This window comes from Streptomyces sp. NPDC042201 (genome assembly GCF_055582185.1).
This window is the reverse complement of sequence record NZ_JBVJDS010000008.1, coordinates 194722-212540: the sequence shown is the minus strand read 5'-3', so window position 1 is coordinate 212540 and position 17819 is coordinate 194722. Positions and strand designations below refer to the sequence as shown.

Genomic DNA, 17819 nt, shown 5'->3' with positions numbered 1-17819 from the left:
GCCGTGGCCAGGGAGTCGAGGCCCGCGCACCGACTGTCCGCGCACCGGCTGCCCGTACGGCGGCTGACCGTGCTGTACGACGCGGACTGCCCGCTCTGTGTCCATCTGCGGCACTGGCTGCTGCGTCAGCCCCAGCTCGTACCGATCGATCCGGTACCCGCCAACTCGCAGGAGGCGCGGCGGCGGTTCCCGGACCTCGATCACCGCTCCACGCTGAAGGAGATCACCGTCATCGGTGACGGCGGCCAGGTCTACCGCGGGACCGCCGCCTGGATCGTCTGCCTCTGGGCGCTGGCCGAACACCGGCCCAAGGCCCACTGGCTGGCCACCCCGGCCGGCGCCCCCTTCGCCCGGGTCAGTGTGCTCGCCGCCTCGAAATACCGGGAGCTGACGGCGGCGCCCTGCGACGGCGTGTGCGAGGCGCCCTCGCCGTCGCATTAGGCTCGGGCAGCGTGAGGGACGAGAAGGACACGCAGGATACGAAGGACGTCAAGGACGCCGTGAAGGACGCGAAGGACCCCAAGGCCCCGAAGAGCGAGCAGACCCGCACGCTCATCCTCGAAACCGCGCTGCGGCTCTTCCAGGAGCGCGGTTACGACAAGACGACCATGCGGGCCATCGCCAAGGAGGCCGGGGTCTCCGTCGGGAACGCGTACTACTACTTCTCGTCCAAGGAACATCTCGTCCAGGGCTTCTACGACCGGATCGCCGCCGAACACCGGGTGGCGGTCCGGCCGGTGCTCGACCGGGAGACCGAACTCGAGGCGCGGATGGCCGGGGTGCTGAAGGCCTGGCTCGACATCGCGGAGCCGTACCACGAGTTCGCCGCCCAGTTCTTCAAGAACGCGGCGGACCCGGAGAGCCCGCTGAGCCCGTTCTCCCCCGAATCCGACCACGCCCGCGAGGCGGCCATCGCGGTTCACCGGGAGGCGCTGGCCGGCTCCCGGTCCAAGGTCGCCGACGACCTGGTGGACATACTCCCCGAGCTGATGTGGCTGTCCCAGATGGGCCTTGTCCTGTTCTGGGTCTTCGACCGCTCCGAGGACAGCGAGCGCAGCCGCCGCCTCGCCGAACGCGGCGCCCGGCTGACCAGCCGGGGTGTCGCGCTCTCCCGCTTCCGGGTACTGCGGCCGCTCGTACGCGAAGTGCACGAGCTGTTCACGGACTTCCTGCCGGGCATGGCGGAAGTGGCCGCCTCCCGCAAGAAGAGCTGACCGGCCGGAGCCGGCCCACCGGTCAGATCCAGCCCAGCTGCCACAGCCGCCAGATGCCGGTGCCGTCCGAGAGGTACTGCGAGCCCGTGACGTCCTGCGTGCTCAGGACGTAGTCCTTCTTCTGCCACAGCGGCAGGAGTGGCACGTCCTGCGCCACCACCTGCTGCAGGGACTTGAAGTCCGCCGAGGCGCGGGAGCGTTCGCTGAACCGCTGGGTGGACCGGATCAGTTCGTCGACGCGGTCGCTCGCGTAGCCGCTGTGCAGCGTGGCGTCCCGGCCGACCAGCGGCTGGATGAAGTTGTCGGGATCGGGGAAGTCCGGCAGCCAGCTGACGGTGTACGCGTCGTACTCCCCGGCGGCGAAGCCCTTCTGGAAGGCCGTCCACTCCTTCTCGACGGTCTTCACCGTGAACAGCCCGGTGGCTTCCAGCTGCTCGCGCAGCTCGTCGGCCTCCGGCGCGGCCGAGCCGCCCTCCGCGTGCGCGAGCGTGAAACGCACCGGGGTCACCACTCCCGCGTCCGCCAGGAGTGTTTTGGCGCGCTCGGGATCGGGCTTCGGATAGGCGTCGAAGAACGGCGTGGTGTGGGACGGGATGCCCTGCGGGATCAGCGAGTAGAGCGGATCGACCGTGGAGTGGTAGACACCGGAGACGATCTTGGGCCGGTCGACGATCGCGGCGACCGCCGCGCGTACCGCCTTGTCGGCCATCGGCGAGCCCTCGCGCACGTTGAAGACGAGATTGCGGATCGCGGCGCTGTCGGCCTCGTTGACCCGGATGTCGTCCTGGCTCTCGTCCAGCCCGGCGATCAGCGCCGGGGGCAGCTGGCGGTGGGTGACGTCGACGGTGCGGGCCTTCCACGCCGCGGCCAGCGCGTCGGGCGTCTTGAAGTACCGGACGTCCACCGGACCACCGGTCTCGGCGATCGAGCCGCGGTACGCGGGGTTGGGCTCCAGATGGGCGGTGGCCCCCGGGGCGTACCTCTTGAGGATGTACGGCCCCGAGCCGTCCACCTCGTTGCCCGCGCGCAGTTGACCCGCCGGGTACTGGGTGCGGTCGACGATCGAACCGGCCCCCGTGGCCACCTTCAGCGGGAAGGTCGCATCCCCGGAACCGAGGTGGAAGGTGACGGTCTGCCCCTTGGCCACAACCGACTTGAGCGTGGAGAAGAGGGGCAGCGGACCGACATCCGCCTTGATCGCCAGGACCCGGTCGAAGGAGTACTTGACGTCCGCTCCGGTGAGCTTGCGGCCGCCGGGGAAGGTGAGATCGTCCCTGACCTCGCAGCGATAGGTCCGGAGTTCCGTCCCGACGAAGCCGCAGCTGCGCGCCGCGTCCGGCACCGGCGTGATGGAACTTGGTTTGAACGTCAGCAGTGATTGGTAGATGTTGCTGAACAACGCCCAGGAGCCGGCGTCGTACGCTCCCGCCGGATCGAGCGAGGTGACCACGTCCGTCGTACCGACGGTGATCGCCTTCTGCTCGGCATTGTCGGACGGGAGCAGCTGCCAGCCGCCCACACCCGCAATCACCAGCACAAGACATGTGATGAGAATCCGCAGACGGATCGGCCGCATTGCTGTGCCCCTCTATCACGCCCACCCCTGACCGTGATGGCGATCACCCAACCACAAGGGTTTCACCAGTGGAAGGGAAATCCCGGCTCTCACAGGCAACAGTCAGGTCAAGGTGTGAGAGCCGGATCGGCGGCCGGCGCAAGAGCGGGAACAAGCCGTCTCCGAGGTCATGCCTGGCGCGAAGCCAGCTCCACGACGGTGATGTCGGAGGGGGCCCCGACACGGACCGGCGGACCCCAGGCGCCCGCGCCCCGGGACACGTACAGCTGGGTGTCGCCGTACCGCTCCAGACCGGCCACGGTGGGGTTGGCGAGCTCCGCGAGGTAGTTTCCCGGCCAGAGCTGACCGCCGTGCGTGTGTCCGGAAAGCTGTAGGTCGACGCCGTGGCGTACGGCGTCGTCGATGACCACGGGCTGATGCGCGAGGAGTACGGACGTCCTGGCCCGGTCGCGGTCGCCGAGCGCCTTCGCGAAGTCGGGGCCCGCGCCCTCGCTCTCGCCTGCGATGTCGTTGACCCCGGCGAGATCGAAGCCGGGCAGCTCCACGCGGTCGTTCTCCAGGGGCCGCAGTCCCAGCTCCCGCACATGGTCGACCCACGCCTCGGCGCCCGAGAAGTACTCGTGGTTGCCGGTGACGAAGAACGTGCCGTGCGCTGCCTCCAGGCCGGCGAGCGGCTCCGCCGCCGGGCCCAGGTCCTCGACGGTGCCGTCCACCAGGTCACCGACGACGGCGATCAGATCGGGCCGGGTGGAGTTGATGGTGTCGACGATGCGCTGGGTGTGCGCGCGGCCCAGGATCGGGCCGAGGTGGATATCGCTGACGACGGCGATGCGGAAGCCATGGGCGCCGCGCGGCAGCTTCGCGAGCGGGACGGTGAGGCGCTTGACCCGGGGGCCCCGCAGCACGCCGTAGGTGCCGTATCCGACGGTGGCGAGCGCCGCGGTCGCGGCTGCGCCGCCGACGACACGGGAGACGAAGAGCCTGCGGGAGGGCGCGGCGGGTGCGGCCGTGGCACCGACGGCGGCGCCGGCAGGCGGCGTTGACCGCTCTGTCGTACCTTCAGGTATGACCGCGCCCGCCCCGGACGCGGTACGGGCCCCGACCACGGCCGGTGTCTCCGCCGCGACGGCGGATTCCCCGGCAGCGCGCCCGGCCTCCCCGCGCTCCGGCAGCCGCCGCAGCAGCAGGGGCCGTACGACCTCACCCACCACCAGCGCCAGCACCAGGTACAGCAGCACCGCCAGCCACAGGAAGCCCGGCCAGGCGAGTACCTGCTGGAGCCAGAAGGGCGCCCCGGCTCGTCCCGAGCTCACGGCGCCGACGGCCAGGAACGGCATCAGCACGACGGCTGCCGTGCCCAGCCCGCGGCCGAGGCCGCGCGGCTTCGTCGTGTCACGCACCAGGCGCCGCCACACGTACCAGTGCGCGGCGACCACCAGCGCGACGGCCGCGACCACCACCAGAACGACCACTACGACCACGAACGGCCCCCTATCCGAGTTGTGTGTGCTGTTCGCGCCGCAGTGCGCGGACGCCACGGAACCCGATCACTCCCACGGCCGTCCCCAGAAGGAAGGACACGATGGCGAGCACCAGATGCACCCAGAAATATCCGGTCGGATCACCGGCGTCGTCGAAGGCGAGTCCGCTGCCGTCCTGCCACAGGTTCTTGACGAAGGTGATCCAGATGAACCAGCTCCAGATACCGAACGTGAGCAGGAACCAGGACACGGGACGGCTGAGCTTCATATGCTCAGTATCGCCGTCGCCCTCAGGGCGGCCGCAGCGGGGTCCTCAGGGCCGGGGGCCGGACCAGCTGTCGGAATCGATGTCCGCGCCATGTACGTTTCCGATCGTGTCCGCTCTGAAAAAGACCGCCCTGACGGTCATAACTGCCGCGTTGCTGCCCGTGCTTACCGCCGCGCCCTCGTTCGCGGACAGCGCGTCCGACGGTCCTGACGAGAAGCAGCCCCAGCCACCCGTCGCCATGTCCACGGTCGGCGGGGCCAAGCTCGGTCTGGCGGGCACGCAGGTGAATCTCGGCCCCGGCGTCCCTGTCCTGCCCAAGGAGCTGAGCGGCCGGTCCTGGATCGTCGCGGACGCCGAGTCCGGCGCGGTACTGGCCTCCCACAACGCCCACTGGCGACTGCCGCCGGCCTCCACCCTCAAGATGCTCTTCGCGGACACGCTGCTGCCCAAGCTGCCCAAGGAGGAGAAGCACAAGGTGCGGACCGCCGAGCTGGAGAGCGTGGGCGAGGGCAGCAGCCTGGTCGGGGTGAAGGAAAACCTCACGTACAGCGTCCACGATCTGTGGCTGGGCGTCTTCCTGCGCTCCGGCAACGACGCCGTGCACGTGCTCTCCGAGATGAACGGCGGGATCCCCAAGACCGTCCGGGACATGCAGCAGCACGCCGATGATCTCCAGGCGCTCGACACACATGTGGTCACGCCCGACGGCTACGACGAGAAGAACCAGGTCTCCAGCGCGTACGACCTCACCCTGTTCGCCCGCTCCGGTCTGCAGAAGAAGGACTTCCGGGAGTACTGCTCGACCTCGTCGGCCAAGTTCCCCGGCGAGCAGAAGAAGGGCAAGAAGCGCGAGACCTTCGAGATCCAGAACACCAACCGGCTGCTGACCGGCACCAGCGGTATCCCGGCCTACAAGGGCATCGCGGGCGTGAAGAACGGCAACACCACCCACGCCGGCTCGACCTTCACCGGGGTGGCCGAACGCAACGGCAAGGTGCTGCTGGTCACCGTCATGAACCCGTCCTCCGGCGAGGGCCAGGCGGTCTACCAGGAGACAGCGCGCCTGCTGGACTGGGGCTTCGCGGCGGCGGCCAAGGTCAAGCCGGTCGGCGAACTGGTGGCTCCCAAGTCGGTGAAGTCGAGCGCCTCCCCGGCCCCGACCAAGGCGGGCGCCGACCAGGCGGGTCCGAGCGGCGCCGCCAAGCCGCGGGCCGCATCGAGCGGCGCCGGCGGCGCCGGGATCGCCCTCGCCATCACGGGCGGGGCGATGATCGTACTGGCGGGCGGGGTGTTCCTCGTCAACCGGCGCTGGCCGCTGCCCGACCTGGTCCGTCGCCTGCCCCGTCCCTGACGCCCTGCTGCTCCTTGCTGGGGGTCGCCGTCCAGGCGGCACAGAACAGCAGCAGCTTCGCTGTGAAGTTGATCCACAGCAGCAGCGCCACCGGCACACCGAACGCGCCGTACATACTCTTCGCCGCCACGTCCTTCATATAGCCGCCGAGCAGCAGCTTGAGCAGTTCGAAGCCGACGGCCCCGACGAGTGCGGCGACGACGAGCCGGTGGCGTGACGGCCGCACCCGGGGCAGCAGCGTCAGGACGTACAGCAGGATCAGGAAGTCGGCGAGGACCGCCACCGCGAGCGCGGCGATCCGGAGCAGCACACCGCCCGCACCGTTCTCGGGGATGCCGAGCAGGCGGACGGTCCAGCCGACGGCCGTGGAACCGAAGGTGGAGGCGCCGAAGGAGGCGAGTCCGACGACGCCCAGGCCCAGGAGCACCACGCCGTCCTTGGCCCTGAGCAGGACCGGATTGCCTTCTTCCGCCTCGTCCAGCTCCCAGACGGCCCGCAGGCACTCCCGCATCGAGCCGACCCAGCCGATGCCGGTGAAGAGCAGCAGCGCGCCGGCCACCACCCCGACCGTGCCGGCGTTGGCCACCAGACCGCCGATGTCGAGCTGCGCGGAGATGCCGGGCACCTGCTTCGTGACGGTGTTCTGCAACCGGTCGAGCTGGTCCTGGCTGAGGAGCGCGGCACCGATCGCCGCGCCCACGGTGATCAGCGGGAAGAGTGCGAGAAAGCTGATGAAGGTGATGGCGGCGGCCAGGCGCGACCAGTGGACCCGGTCGAGCGTCTCGTACGAACGCCAGGCGTGCGTCCGCATCAGCCGGGCCATGAGCGGGCCGATGACGGGGAGTTTTTTCAGCCAGTCCATGAAGGAGACCTACCCCCGGATCGCGGAACCAGTGGACGGGCTCCCCGGCACTCACCCGGCCACCCATTCATACGAGCAGCGCAACAAAGGCGCTGAATAATGCGGTATGGGGCGATACGGTCACCTCCATGTCTGCCGACGCCGCTGCCGCCACCGATGCCGAGACGACCGGGGACGGCCCCGACTCCTTCGTCTCCCTGACCGGCTGGGGCCGCACCGCCCCGACGACCGCCCTGCTGGTCCGCCCCCGCTCGTACGAGGAGGCGGCCGACGCCGTACGCGACAGCGGGACACGGGGCTCCATCGCGCGCGGTCTCGGCCGGGCGTACGGCGACGCGGCGCAGAACGCGGGCGGCTCCGTCCTCGACATGACCGCCCTGGACCGTATCCGCACGATCGACGCGGCGGCGGGTGTCGTGGTGTGCGACGCGGGGGTGAGCCTGCACCGGCTGATGGACGTGCTGCTGCCGCTCGGCTGGTTCGTACCGGTGACGCCCGCGACCCGCTATGTGACGGTCGGCGGGGCCATCGGCGCCGACATCCACGGCACGAACCACGAGGTGGCCGGCTCCTTCGCCCGCCATGTGCGGGCCCTGGAGCTGCTGACCGCCGACGGCGAGGTCCGTACGGTCCTGCCCGGCACCCCGCTCTTCGACGCGACAGCGGGCGGCATGGGCCTGACAGGCGTGATCCTTTCGGCGACCGTACGACTTCACCGCGTCGAGACCTCCCTGATGTCCGTCGACACCGAACGCGCCACGGACCTGGACGACCTGCTCGCCCGCCTCACCGCGGCCGGCCACCACCACCGCTATTCGGTCGCCTGGATCGACCTGCTGGCGCGCGGGGCGGCCCTGGGGCGCGCGGTGCTGACGCGCGGGGATCACGCGCCGCTGGACGCGCTCCCGGCGCGCGCCCGGCGGCGGCCGCTCGCCTTCCGGCCGGGGCAGCTCCCGGCCGGCCCCGCCTTCGTACCGTCAGGGCTGCTGGGACGCGCCACGGCCGGGCTCTTCAACGAGCTGTGGTACCGCGGGGCACCGCGGCGGCGGACCGGCGAGCTGCAACGGCTCTCGGCGTTCTTCCATCCGCTGGACGGTGTCCCGCACTGGAACCGGCTCTACGGGCGGGCCGGCTTCGTCCAGTACCAGTTCGTCGTCGGGTACGGGCAGGAGGAGGCGCTGCGGCGGATCGTGCGGCGCATCGCGCGGCGCGGCTGCCCGTCCTTCCTCGCCGTACTCAAACGCTTCGGCACGGGGGATCCGGGGTGGCTGTCGTTCCCGATGGCCGGCTGGACGCTGGCCCTGGGCCTCCCCACGGGGCTGACCGGCCTCGGCTCGTTCCTCGACGAGCTGGACGAGGACGTCGCGGCGGCGGGCGGCCGGGTCTGCCTCGCGAAGGACGCGCGGCTGCGGCCGGATCTGCTGACCGCGATGTATCCGCGCGTGGACGAATTCCGCGCGCTGCGGGCCGAGCTGGACCCGCGTTCCGTCTTCACCTCGGACCTGTCCCGCCGGCTGGCCCTCTAGACCCTTCTCCCCCCGGCCCCAGCCCTTAGCCCCGTAGCCCGCGAGCCCCCCAAGGAGCACTGAACGATGAAGGACGCCTTCGGCACCCCGCAGTCCCTGCTCATCCTCGGCGGTACGTCGGAGATCGGTCTCGCCACCGCGCGCCGGCTGATCGCCCGCCGGACCCGTACGGTCTGGCTGGCCGGCCGCCCCTCCCCCGCCCTGGACCGCGCGGCCGGCCGGCTGCGGACCCTGGGCGCGGACGTCCGTACGGTCGACTTCGACGCCCTGGACCCCGCCTCGCACGAGGAGGCGCTCGGGAAGGTCTTCGCGGAGGGCGACATCGACATGGTGCTGCTCGCCTTCGGTGTCCTCGGCGACCAGGCGCACGACGAGGCCGAGCCGCTCGCGGCGGTCCGGGTCGCGCAGACCAATTACACCGGCGCGATCTCGGCGGGGCTGGTGTGCGCGGGCGCGTTGCAGACGCAGGGGCACGGTTCGCTGGTGGTGCTGTCGTCGGTGGCCGGCGAGCGGGCCCGCCGCGCCAATTTCATCTACGGGTCGAGCAAGGCGGGGCTCGACGCGTTCGCCCAGGGGCTGGGGGACGCCATGCAGGGCACGGGGGTGCAGGTGATGATCGTGCGGCCCGGCTTCGTACGGTCGAAGATGACGGCCGGGCTGGACGAGGCGCCGCTGGCCACCACGCCGGAGGCGGTGGCGGCGGCCATCGAACTGGGGCTGCGGCGGCGCTCGGAGACGGTGTGGGTGCCGGGGGCGCTGCGGGTGGTGATGGCGACGCTGCGGCATCTGCCGCGGCCGGTGTTCCGCAGGCTGCCGGTCTGAGGTCCCGGAGCCCGGCTCAGAGCCTGTCGGGTGACCTTCGATCGGAGAGCGGACGCGGTCTGGTGCGTGCGATTCCAAGGCGCCGGGATGTCCTCGTAGCGGAGCTACTAGGGCATTTCGGCAACGCGGGAAGCGTGCGTGCCAGGGCGTGGCCGCCCGATCAGAGGCATCCGACAGGCTCTCAGGGCAGCGAGGCGGGGTGGTCGACGGGGGCGCTCTGCGAGGGCACTACGGAGACCTCCCCGTCGCCGCCGAACGCGTACTCGTGAAGCTTGCGCCACACGCCGTCGGCGCCCTGCTCGTAGAGCGCGAAGGAGGCGCAGCTCCATGCCGCGCCGTACTCGGACAGCTCCTCGTAGGCGCGGTCCATCGCCTCCTCGGCGATGCCGTGCGCCACGGTCACATGGGGGTGGTACGGGAACTGGAGCTCACGGACGAGCGGTCCCGTGCTGTCCCTGACCCGCTTCTGCAGCCAGGCGCAGGCCGACGCGCCCTCGACGACCTGGATGAAGACGACCGGCGAGAGCGGGCGGAACGTACCGGTACCGGACAGGCGCATCGGGAACGGCCTGCTGGCCGAGGCGACCTCGGCGAGATGCGCCTCGACGGCGGGCAGCAGCGACGCGTCGACCTCGGTGGGCGGCAGGAGGGTGACGTGCGTGGGGATGCCGTGCGCGGCCGGATCGCCGAAGCCCGCACGCTGCTCCTGGATCAGGCTGCCGTACGGCTCCGGGACCGCGATCGAAACGCCGAGCGTTACGGTCCCCACATCGTTCTCCTCAGTCCGTGTGCCGGGTTGCTGTGGCGGTGCCGCCCGCCAGTGTGACGGCTGTCAGCGCTCGCTGTCAGTGTTTGGCGGGCAGGAAGCCGACCTTGTCGTACGTCTGGGCCAGGGTCTCGGCGGCGACCGCGCGGGCCTTCTCCGCGCCCTCGGCCAGGATCGAGTCCAGCGTCTCCGGGTCGTCCAGGTACTCCTGGGTGCGGGTCCTGAACGGGGTGACGAAATCGACCATGACGTCCGCCAGGTCCGTCTTCAGCGCACCGTAACCCTTACCGGTGTATTTCTGCTCCAGATCCGCGACGGAGGTTCCCGTGAGCGTGGAGTAGATGCTGAGCAGATTGCTGATGCCCGGCTTGCCCTGGGGGTCGAAAAGGATCTCGGTGCCGGTGTCGGTGACCGCACTCTTGATCTTCTTCGCAGTGGCCTTCGGCTCGTCGAGCAGATTCACCAGGCCCTTGGGCGTGGACGCCGACTTGCTCATCTTGCTCGTCGGGTCCTGGAGGTCGTAGATCTTCCCGACCTCCTTGACGATGTACGGCGCCGGGACGGTGAAGGTCCGGCCGAAGCGGCTGTTGAACCGCTCGGCGAGATCGCGGGTGAGCTCGACGTGCTGCCGCTGGTCCTCGCCGACCGGGACGGCGTTGGCCTGGTACAGCAGGATGTCCGCGACCTGGAGGATCGGGTAGGTGAAGAGGCCGACCGTGGCACGGTCCGCGCCCTGCTTGGCGGACTTGTCCTTGAACTGCGTCATCCGGGAGGCTTCACCGAAGCCGGTGATGCAGTTCATGACCCAGGCGAGCTGCGCGTGCTCGGGGACATGGCTCTGGACGAAGAGCGTGCAGCGCTGCGGGTCGAGGCCGGCGGCGAGCAGCTGGGCGACCGCGAGCCGGGTATTGGCGCGCAGCTCCGCGGGGTCCTGCGGAACGGTGATCGCGTGCAGGTCCACGACCATGTAGAAGGCGTCGTGGGTGTCTTGCAGCGCCACGTACTGACGCACCGCACCGAGGTAGTTCCCGAGGTGGAACGAGCCTGCGGTGGGCTGGATACCGGACAGCGCGCGGGGGCGATCAGAGGCCATGTTCACCATTCTCTCAGGTGTGGCCGACAGCTCGGGAACGGATCTCCGACAGGCTGTGACCGATCTCGGGCGGATCGGGAATCGGACCCGGACGGATCGGGAACCGAAGTCCGGCGGATCGGGAACCGAAGTCCGGCGAGCGGTGTATCAAAGCTGTGAGCGCTCGGGAGGGGACTCTGGAGGGGGGCCGCACCCTGACGGTTGCGGATGAGGCGACGGCAATCGCGCGCGTGCGTTCCGGTGAGCCGGAGGCGTATGCGGAGCTGGTGCGCGCATATACGGGCGTCGCACTCCGCGCCGCCGTGGCCTGTGGCGCGGGGTCGGACGCGGAGGATGTGGTGCAGGCCGCGTTCTTCAAGGCGTATCGCTCGCTGGCGAGCTTCAAGGACGGCTCGTCCTTCCGCCCCTGGCTGCTGCGGATTGTCGTCAATGAGACAAGGAACACAGTGCGCTCGGCGGTGCGGCTGCGGGCCCTGGCGGGCCGGGAGGCGATGCTGCTGGGCGCCGAGCCGCGGATACCCGAGTCGGCGGATCCGGCGGTGGCGGCCGTGGCGGAGGAGCGGCGTGTGCTGCTGGCGTCCGCGCTGGAGGAGCTGAGCGAGGCGCAGCGGCAGGTGGTGACGTACCGCTATCTGCTGGAGATGGACGAGGCGGAGACGGCCGACGCGCTGGGCTGGCCACGTGGCACGGTCAAGTCCCGGCTGAACCGTGCGCTGAAGAAGCTGAGCGGGATCGTGCCGACGCCGGAGCGGGACAGCCGGGAGGGGGGTGGGGGGCATGAGTGACGAGGACGACCAGGACTGGCTGCGCGAGGAGCTGCGGGCGCTGGGGCGCGGGATCAGGATTCCCGAGGTCGACGGCGAGACGATGGCCGAGCGGGTGCTCGCGCAGCTCCTCGCCGAGGCCGTGCCCACGCCGGTCGCCGAGCCACCCGGGCGGCCGGGACGGCTGGAACGGCTGGGACGGCTGCGCGGATGGCTGCGCAGGCGGGGGCGGATGCTGGCGGCGGCGCTCTCCGGGCTGCTGGTGGTGCTGGTCCTGACGCCTCCCGTGCGGGCGACGGTGGCGGACTGGTTCGACTTCGGCGGGGTCGAGGTGCGGTACGACCCGTCGGCGAGCCCGCGTCCGGCGGCGCCCGCGCCTGCGACCACGCCCATGCCTGCGGCCACGCCCACGCCGGTGCCGGCGCCGGTGCCTCGTTGCGAGCGGCCGGTGACGATGGCGGAGGCGGCGCGCGGGGCCGGTTTCACCCCCCGGGTGCCTGCCGCTCTCGGCGACCCGGACGCGGTGTCGCTGACCGAGGGGCCGCGGGGCAGATCCATGGTCAGTCTGTGCTGGACCGAGCGGGGGCGGACGGTGCGTCTGGACGAGTTCGCGGCGTCGCTGGACCCCTACTTCGTGAAGCTGGTCGGGGTCATGCCGCAGTGGATCGAGCTGAGCGGCGGCACCGCCCTCTGGTTCGAGGAGCCGCATCAGCTGCGGTTCCGGCTGATCGACGGCGCCGGCAAGGGCTGGACCCGGTCCGTCCGGATGGCCGGCCCCACGCTGCTGTGGGAGCGCGACAGCGCGGCGGGGGCGGCGAGCGGCGACCAACTGACCCTGCGGCTGGAAGGAGTCGAGTCGGCGGCGCGGGCGAAAGACATCGCGGAATCGGTCCGTTGAGTCCGGTCCGTCGAGACGGCTCGCGGGGAGTGGGAACCGGAAGCGGTCGGGCGGTGTAAAGGAGATGACGCGGAGGGAGTGCGGACGGCCCGCACCGCGCGTCGGCAGGGGGATCCATGCGACAGCGATGTACGCGAACGCTCCAGCGGCTTGCGGCACTTGCGGCGGTGCTCGCACTGGCCTGGGTGTTCGCCCCGGGCGCGGTGGCCGGAGGTCCGACCAGCGTGCTGATCACCTCACCGGAGAGCGGCGAGACGGCCGCTCTCTACAACACGGACAAGGACTACGCGGAGCTGCTGAAGCAGCTCGGCCCGCTGGAGGATCTGGCGGCGACAGGGGGGCAGAAGAAGCTGCCGCCTTCCCTGGACACATCAGTGGCGTCGCGGCAGATCAATGTGACCTGGATGGTCCATGATGTGCAGCCCTGGCGGGTGGACCAGGTGCACCTGAGCACGGACACCCCGACGGTCTGGATATCCACGGCGTCCCAGATGCCCTCGCCGCAGGGCGGCACCTGGCACAAGGCGAAGCAACCGGCCGCGGTGCACGCGCTGATGAGGAAGCTGGGCCTGATGGGCAAGAAGAACGGCTCGGGCGGCGCCATATCCCCGCCGGCCTGGGAGACGGGCGTGAGCGCCGCGCCCGCCGACCCGAACGCTCAGGCCGGCGAGCGGAAACCGGAGACCCGGCCGGCGGCGGCCAGCGGCGAGGCGGCCTCCTGGTGGTGGGCGGCGGCGGGGCTGGCGGCCGGTACGGCGCTCGGTCTGGTGCTGCGGCCGCTGGCCGGCCGGCTGCCGCGCCCACCCTTCGGGCGTGGCGGCGAACCGGGGGCCGGCGGACCGCGTCAGCAACTGCTGGATCTCTAGACGGGCAGGCCCGGGGCGGGGAACGCGGCCATGAGTTCGGCGACCTCGGCGCGGATCGTGGTCAGCGCGTCCTCGTCCCCCTTGCCCGCGGCGGCGACGCCCCGGTCGATCCAGTCGGCGACGGCCGCCATCTGCGCGGTGCCGAGACCACGGGAGGTGAGGGACGGAGTGCCGATCCGGACGCCGGAGGGGTCGAAGGGCTTCCGCCGGTCGTAGGGCACGGTGTTGTAGTTGACGACGAGCCCGGCCCGGTCCAGCGCCTTCGCGGCCACCTTGCCGGGGACGTCCTTGGGGGTGAGGTCCATCAGGATCAGATGGTTGTCGGTGCCGCCGGAGACCAGGTCGAAGCCGCGGGCGAGCAGCTCCTCGGCGAGCGCACCGGCGTTGGCGACGACCGAGCGCGCGTAGTCATGGAAGGAGGGCCGGGCCGCCTCGTGCAGGGCGACGGCGATGGCGGCGGTGGTCTGGTTGTGCGGGCCGCCCTGGAGACCGGGGAAGACGGCCTTGTCGATGGCCTTGGCGTGCTGCTCGCGTGACATCAGCATCGCTCCGCGCGGGCCGCGCAGGGTCTTGTGGGTGGTCGTGGAGATCACGTCGGCGTACGGCACCGGAGAGGGATGGGCGCCGCCCGCGATCAGACCGGCGATATGGGCGATGTCGGCGACGAGCACCGCGCCGGACTCCTGGGCGATCTCACCGAAGGCCGCGAAGTCGATGGTGCGGGGAAGGGCGGTGCCACCACAGAAGATGATCTTGGGGCGCTCCTTGAGGGCGAGGCGCCGCACCTCGTCGAAGTCGATCAGGCCGGTGTCCTGGCGCACTCCGTACTGGACACCCCGGAACCACTTGCCGGTGGCCGAGACACCCCAGCCGTGGGTGAGATGGCCGCCCATCGGCAGGGACATGCCCATCACGGTGTCGCCGGGCTCGGCGAAGGCGAGATACACGGCGAGGTTGGCCGGGGAGCCGGAGTAGGGCTGAACGTTGGCGTGCTCGACACCGAAGAGGGCCTTGGCGCGGGCGACGGCGAGCAGCTCGACCTGGTCGATGATCTGCTGGCCCTCGTAGTAGCGCCGGCCCGGGTAGCCCTCGCTGTACTTGTTCTGCAGGACGGTGCCGGAGGCTTCGAGGACCGCCTGCGAGACATAGTTCTCGCTGGGGATCAGCCGCAGCGTCTCGGCCTGGAGCTGTTCCTCGGCGCCGACGAGGGCGGCCAGCTCGGGGTCGGCTGCCGACAGGGCGGGATGGCGGGACGGGTGCGTCATGGTGTCCTCCGGGACGATCCGCTGCTCGGTCGTGGTCCCGGGGTGCCCAGGCGGGCGGCACCTCGTGCGTTCTGCCGCGCACGGCTCCACCGCGGTTCGTTCCGCGTACGCCAGTCGCCGTGCGTACCGCCCAGCGTATGCCTTGTTCAGCCGAGGCACGCCGTGAGCGAGGTTTCTTCGTCCACACTGCGAGCGACGATAGAAACTGGGGCACCGCCCCGCTCATGCCGGACAGCTTGTCCTGACCGATCGGAGAACCCGTGTCGACAACGGAGAGTGCCATCGCCTCGGCCGAGGCCCACAGTGCGCACAACTACCACCCGCTGCCCGTCGTCGTCGCCTCGGCGGAGGGTGCGTGGATGACCGATGTCGAGGGGCGGCGCTTCCTCGACATGCTCGCCGGCTACTCGGCGCTCAACTTCGGCCATGGCAACCGGCGGCTCATCGATGCCGCGAAAGCCCAGCTGGAGCGGGTGACACTCACCTCCCGGGCGTTCCACCACGACCGGTTCGCCGACTTCTGTACACAGCTGGCCGAGCTGTGCGGCATGGAGATGGTCCTGCCGATGAACACCGGCGCGGAGGCGGTGGAGACCGCCGTGAAGACCGCCAGGAAGTGGGGCTACCGGGTCAAGGGCGTGCCCGACAGCATGGCGAAGATCGTGGTGGCGGCCAATAACTTCCACGGCCGCACCACCACGATCATCAGCTTCTCCACGGACGCGGAGGCTCGGGCGGACTACGGGCCCTACACCCCCGGCTTCGAGATCGTTCCGTACGGGGATCTCACGGCGCTGGACGCGGCGATGACCGAGAACACCGTGGCCGTGCTGCTGGAGCCGATCCAGGGCGAGGCCGGCGTGCTGGTACCACCGCCCGGCTATCTCGCCGGGGTGCGGGAGCTGACCCGGGCGCGGAATGTGCTCTTCATCGCGGATGAGATCCAGTCGGGCCTGGGCCGGACGGGGAAGACCTTCGCGTGTGAGCACGAGGACGTCGTGCCCGACATGTACGTCCTCGGCAAGGCGCTGGGCGGCGGGGTGGTGCCGGTGTCGGCCGTGGTGTCCTCGGCCGAGGTGCTCGGGGTGTTCCGCCCGGGCGAGCACGGCTCGACGTTCGGCGGCAATCCGCTCGCCTGCGCGGTGGCGCTGGAGGTCATCGCGATGCTGCGGACCGGCGAGTTCCAGCAGCGCGCGGCGGAGCTGGGCGACCATCTCCACCATGAGCTCGGTCTGCTGGTGGGCGGTGGAGCCGTGGAGGCGGTGCGCGGCCGTGGCCTGTGGGCCGGCGTGGACATCGTGCCGTCGCGCGGGACGGGCCGGGAGATCTCGCAGCGGCTGATGGACCGGGGCGTGCTGGTGAAGGACACGCACGGGTCCACGATCCGGATCGCTCCGCCGCTGGTGATCAGCAAGGAGGACCTGGACTGGGGCCTGGACCAGCTGCGGGCGGTGCTCGCGGACTAATGAGAAGTCCCGGGACACGCGTCAGAGGATGACGTGGGGCAGGAAGCGGGCGTACTCGTCCGTGATCGGGCCTGCCGACTCCCGGATGCCGAGCCCCGCCGCCTCGTCCTCGACGACCCACGCACCGAGCACCACGCGGTTGCCGTCGAAGTCGGGCAGCGGGGCCAGTTCCTGGTAGCAGCACGCCTCGTCCCCCACCACGGGCGGCGCCGAGCCCGGCTCGTGGAGGGTGACCCCGGCGCCCTCCCGGCCGAGCAGGGGCTTGGCGACGTAGCCGCGCGAGGCGGCGAGTTCGCGGGGCCCGTCGAGATAGGTGGGGAGCAGATGGGGGTGGCCGGGGTGCAGCTCCCAGAGGATCGCCAGCAGCGCCTTGTTGGAGAGGAGCATCTTCCAGGCGGGTTCGATCCAGCAGGTGGTGCCGGTGCCGCCGCCGTTGTCGAGGGTGTCCAGGACATGCGGCCCGAACCGGTCGGTGGCCAGCCACTCCCACGGGTAGAGCTTGAAACAGCTGCGGACGAAGCGCAGCCGGTCGTCGACGAAGCGGCCGGACAGCCGGTCCCAGCCGATCTGTTCCACGGAGAGCGCCTCGGTGTCGAGGCCGGCCTGCTCGGCGGTCTCGCGCAGATACGCGACGGTCATCAGGTCCTCGCCCAGCTCGTCCCCGTCGGAGTGCGCGAAGTGCACGGGTCCTGGCGGAAGGAGGGCGGACTGCCGCTTCCAGGCGGCGACGAGCCGTTCGTGGAGGGAATTCCACTGGTCGGCGCCGGGGAACCGCTCCTCCATCCAGAACCACTGCGCGCTCGCGGCCTCGACCAGTGAGGTGGGGGTGTCGGCGTTGTACTCCAGCATCTTGGCCGGTCCCGTGCCGTCGTAACGCAGGTCGAACCGGCCGTAGAGGGACGGCAGTTCGGCCCGTCGCCGCCAGGACTCGGCTATCAGCCCGGCCAGCCGGGGGTCGGTGATGCCGAGGTCGGCGAACCGGTCGTGCTCCACGATGTGCGCGGCGGCGCCCAGACACAGGGCGTGCAGCTCCTCGACGACCTCTTCGAGGGCCTCGACCTCGGGCAGGGTGAACGAGTAGTAGGCGCTCTCGTCCCAGTACGGACGCAGCGAGCCGTCCGGGTGCCGGGTGAGTGGATAGACGACGCCCTGTTCCTCGACGGTCTGCTGCCAGCCGGGACGAGGTTCGGTCGCGTGACGTTTCATCAGCGGGTTACCGGTCGGTGCGGATCACTCAGCCGCCGCCGGAGCCCGAGCAGCCGAAGCCGCCGCGGTCGACCGCCGACTTGTCGAAACTGCCCCCGCCGACCTTGCCCTGGCTCTTGGATCCGCCGTAGTAGTAGGTGCCGGTGCCGCCGCTCCTGCACTCGGAGCTGGGCAGTGTCTCCCGGGTCGACCGGTCGGCGCAGCGCTTGTCGGGCTCCGAGCCGCAGGACGTGATCGCGACCGCGAGTACGCCCATGCTGCCCAGCACCACCGTGCTCGACCTCAGCCTCCGTTGCCGCGCCGCCATGCGCCGCCCTCCCCCGATGTATTCGAACTGATGGATCGCCCTCACACACTAGAGGGCCGCGCCGCCCTGTCGTAAAGGCGGTGCGCGA

The 17819-nt window shown here is 70.7% G+C and carries 18 protein-coding genes and 1 riboswitch; of the genes, 9 read left to right on the top strand and 9 right to left on the bottom strand.

Annotated features, from left to right (window positions below; translation table 11 throughout):
• Positions 1 to 3 precede the first annotated feature (3 nt).
• Entirely contained in the window at positions 4 to 441 is a 438-nt protein-coding gene (locus tag ACZ6MZ_RS21105) for a thiol-disulfide oxidoreductase DCC family protein (protein WP_469353544.1), read from the top strand.
• Positions 442 to 500: 59 nt separating this feature from the next.
• Positions 501 to 1214: a TetR/AcrR family transcriptional regulator gene (locus ACZ6MZ_RS21100; RefSeq protein ID WP_389784140.1), complete on the top strand. Its 714-nt coding sequence runs from the start codon at positions 501 to 503 to the stop codon at positions 1212 to 1214.
• A gap of 22 nt (positions 1215 to 1236) precedes the next feature.
• On the opposite strand, the gene ACZ6MZ_RS21095 is transcribed toward ACZ6MZ_RS21100, so the two are convergent.
• The 3 genes from ACZ6MZ_RS21095 to ACZ6MZ_RS21085 form a co-directional block, all read right to left on the bottom strand.
• Positions 1237 to 2790: an ABC transporter substrate-binding protein gene (locus ACZ6MZ_RS21095; RefSeq protein WP_469353543.1), complete on the bottom strand. Its 1554-nt coding sequence runs from the start codon at positions 2788 to 2790 to the stop codon at positions 1237 to 1239.
• 167 nt (positions 2791 to 2957) lie between these two features.
• A complete protein-coding gene (locus tag ACZ6MZ_RS21090; RefSeq protein WP_469353542.1) occupies positions 2958 to 4271 on the bottom strand; it encodes a metallophosphoesterase in 1314 nt (437 codons plus the stop codon).
• 10 nt (positions 4272 to 4281) lie between these two features.
• On the bottom strand, positions 4282 to 4539 hold the full coding sequence (locus ACZ6MZ_RS21085) for an SCO4848 family membrane protein (protein ID WP_384182361.1): 258 nt from the start codon (positions 4537 to 4539) through the stop codon (positions 4282 to 4284).
• Positions 4540 to 4618: 79 nt separating this feature from the next.
• Here ACZ6MZ_RS21085 and ACZ6MZ_RS21080 point away from each other — a divergent pair, with 79 nt between their 5' ends.
• Positions 4619 to 5890: a D-alanyl-D-alanine carboxypeptidase family protein gene (locus ACZ6MZ_RS21080; protein WP_469353540.1), complete on the top strand. Its 1272-nt coding sequence runs from the start codon at positions 4619 to 4621 to the stop codon at positions 5888 to 5890.
• Here the strand turns inward: ACZ6MZ_RS21080 and ACZ6MZ_RS21075 are convergent.
• Complete coding sequence (locus ACZ6MZ_RS21075; protein ID WP_469353539.1) at positions 5838 to 6752, bottom strand: YihY/virulence factor BrkB family protein; 915 nt, start codon at positions 6750 to 6752, stop codon at positions 5838 to 5840. The genes ACZ6MZ_RS21080 and ACZ6MZ_RS21075 overlap by 53 nt on opposite strands.
• A 128-nt stretch (positions 6753 to 6880) precedes the next feature.
• On the opposite strand from ACZ6MZ_RS21075, the gene ACZ6MZ_RS21070 reads away from it, so the two are divergent.
• Complete coding sequence (locus ACZ6MZ_RS21070) at positions 6881 to 8278, top strand: FAD-binding protein (protein ID WP_469353538.1); 1398 nt, start codon at positions 6881 to 6883, stop codon at positions 8276 to 8278.
• Positions 8279 to 8344: 66 nt separating this feature from the next.
• Entirely contained in the window at positions 8345 to 9100 is a 756-nt protein-coding gene (locus ACZ6MZ_RS21065) for a decaprenylphospho-beta-D-erythro-pentofuranosid-2-ulose 2-reductase (protein ID WP_384182372.1), read from the top strand.
• Positions 9101 to 9281: 181 nt separating this feature from the next.
• On the opposite strand, the gene ACZ6MZ_RS21060 is transcribed toward ACZ6MZ_RS21065, so the two are convergent.
• Both ACZ6MZ_RS21060 and trpS read right to left on the bottom strand, forming a co-directional pair.
• A complete protein-coding gene (locus ACZ6MZ_RS21060) occupies positions 9282 to 9869 on the bottom strand; it encodes a 2'-5' RNA ligase family protein (RefSeq protein ID WP_469353536.1) in 588 nt (195 codons plus the stop codon).
• Positions 9870 to 9945: 76 nt separating this feature from the next.
• Positions 9946 to 10959 carry a tryptophan--tRNA ligase gene (gene trpS, locus ACZ6MZ_RS21055; protein ID WP_384182378.1) on the bottom strand — a complete coding sequence of 338 codons (1014 nt, stop codon included), beginning with the start codon at positions 10957 to 10959 and terminating at the stop codon, positions 9946 to 9948.
• Positions 10960 to 11114: 155 nt separating this feature from the next.
• Between trpS and ACZ6MZ_RS21050 the strand changes: the two genes are divergently transcribed.
• From ACZ6MZ_RS21050 to ACZ6MZ_RS21040, 3 genes are all read left to right on the top strand, one after another.
• A complete protein-coding gene (locus ACZ6MZ_RS21050) occupies positions 11115 to 11744 on the top strand; it encodes an RNA polymerase sigma factor (RefSeq protein ID WP_469353533.1) in 630 nt (209 codons plus the stop codon).
• A complete protein-coding gene (locus ACZ6MZ_RS21045; RefSeq protein ID WP_469353532.1) occupies positions 11737 to 12621 on the top strand; it encodes a hypothetical protein in 885 nt (294 codons plus the stop codon). The genes ACZ6MZ_RS21050 and ACZ6MZ_RS21045 overlap by 8 nt, the downstream gene beginning before the upstream one ends.
• Positions 12622 to 12788: 167 nt before the next feature.
• Positions 12789 to 13487, top strand: coding sequence for a hypothetical protein (locus tag ACZ6MZ_RS21040; protein ID WP_469353531.1), 699 nt, complete (start codon positions 12789 to 12791; stop codon positions 13485 to 13487).
• Here the strand turns inward: ACZ6MZ_RS21040 and ACZ6MZ_RS21035 are convergent.
• Positions 13484 to 14752: a serine hydroxymethyltransferase gene (locus tag ACZ6MZ_RS21035; protein ID WP_469353530.1), complete on the bottom strand. Its 1269-nt coding sequence runs from the start codon at positions 14750 to 14752 to the stop codon at positions 13484 to 13486. The genes ACZ6MZ_RS21040 and ACZ6MZ_RS21035 overlap by 4 nt on opposite strands.
• A 37-nt stretch (positions 14753 to 14789) precedes the next feature.
• Positions 14790 to 14880, bottom strand: a riboswitch (ZMP/ZTP riboswitch).
• Positions 14881 to 15012: 132 nt separating this feature from the next.
• Here ACZ6MZ_RS21035 and rocD point away from each other — a divergent pair.
• Positions 15013 to 16218: an ornithine--oxo-acid transaminase gene (gene rocD, locus ACZ6MZ_RS21030; RefSeq protein ID WP_384182392.1), complete on the top strand. Its 1206-nt coding sequence runs from the start codon at positions 15013 to 15015 to the stop codon at positions 16216 to 16218.
• Positions 16219 to 16239: 21 nt separating this feature from the next.
• On the opposite strand, the gene ACZ6MZ_RS21025 is transcribed toward rocD, so the two are convergent.
• Both ACZ6MZ_RS21025 and ACZ6MZ_RS21020 read right to left on the bottom strand, forming a co-directional pair.
• Positions 16240 to 17424, bottom strand: coding sequence for a glutathionylspermidine synthase family protein (locus ACZ6MZ_RS21025; protein WP_384182395.1), 1185 nt, complete (start codon positions 17422 to 17424; stop codon positions 16240 to 16242).
• Between the two features lie 28 nt (positions 17425 to 17452).
• Positions 17453 to 17731, bottom strand: a complete 279-nt coding sequence (locus ACZ6MZ_RS21020) for a hypothetical protein (RefSeq protein ID WP_469353528.1) — start codon at positions 17729 to 17731, stop codon at positions 17453 to 17455.
• Positions 17732 to 17819: the final 88 nt, after the last annotated feature.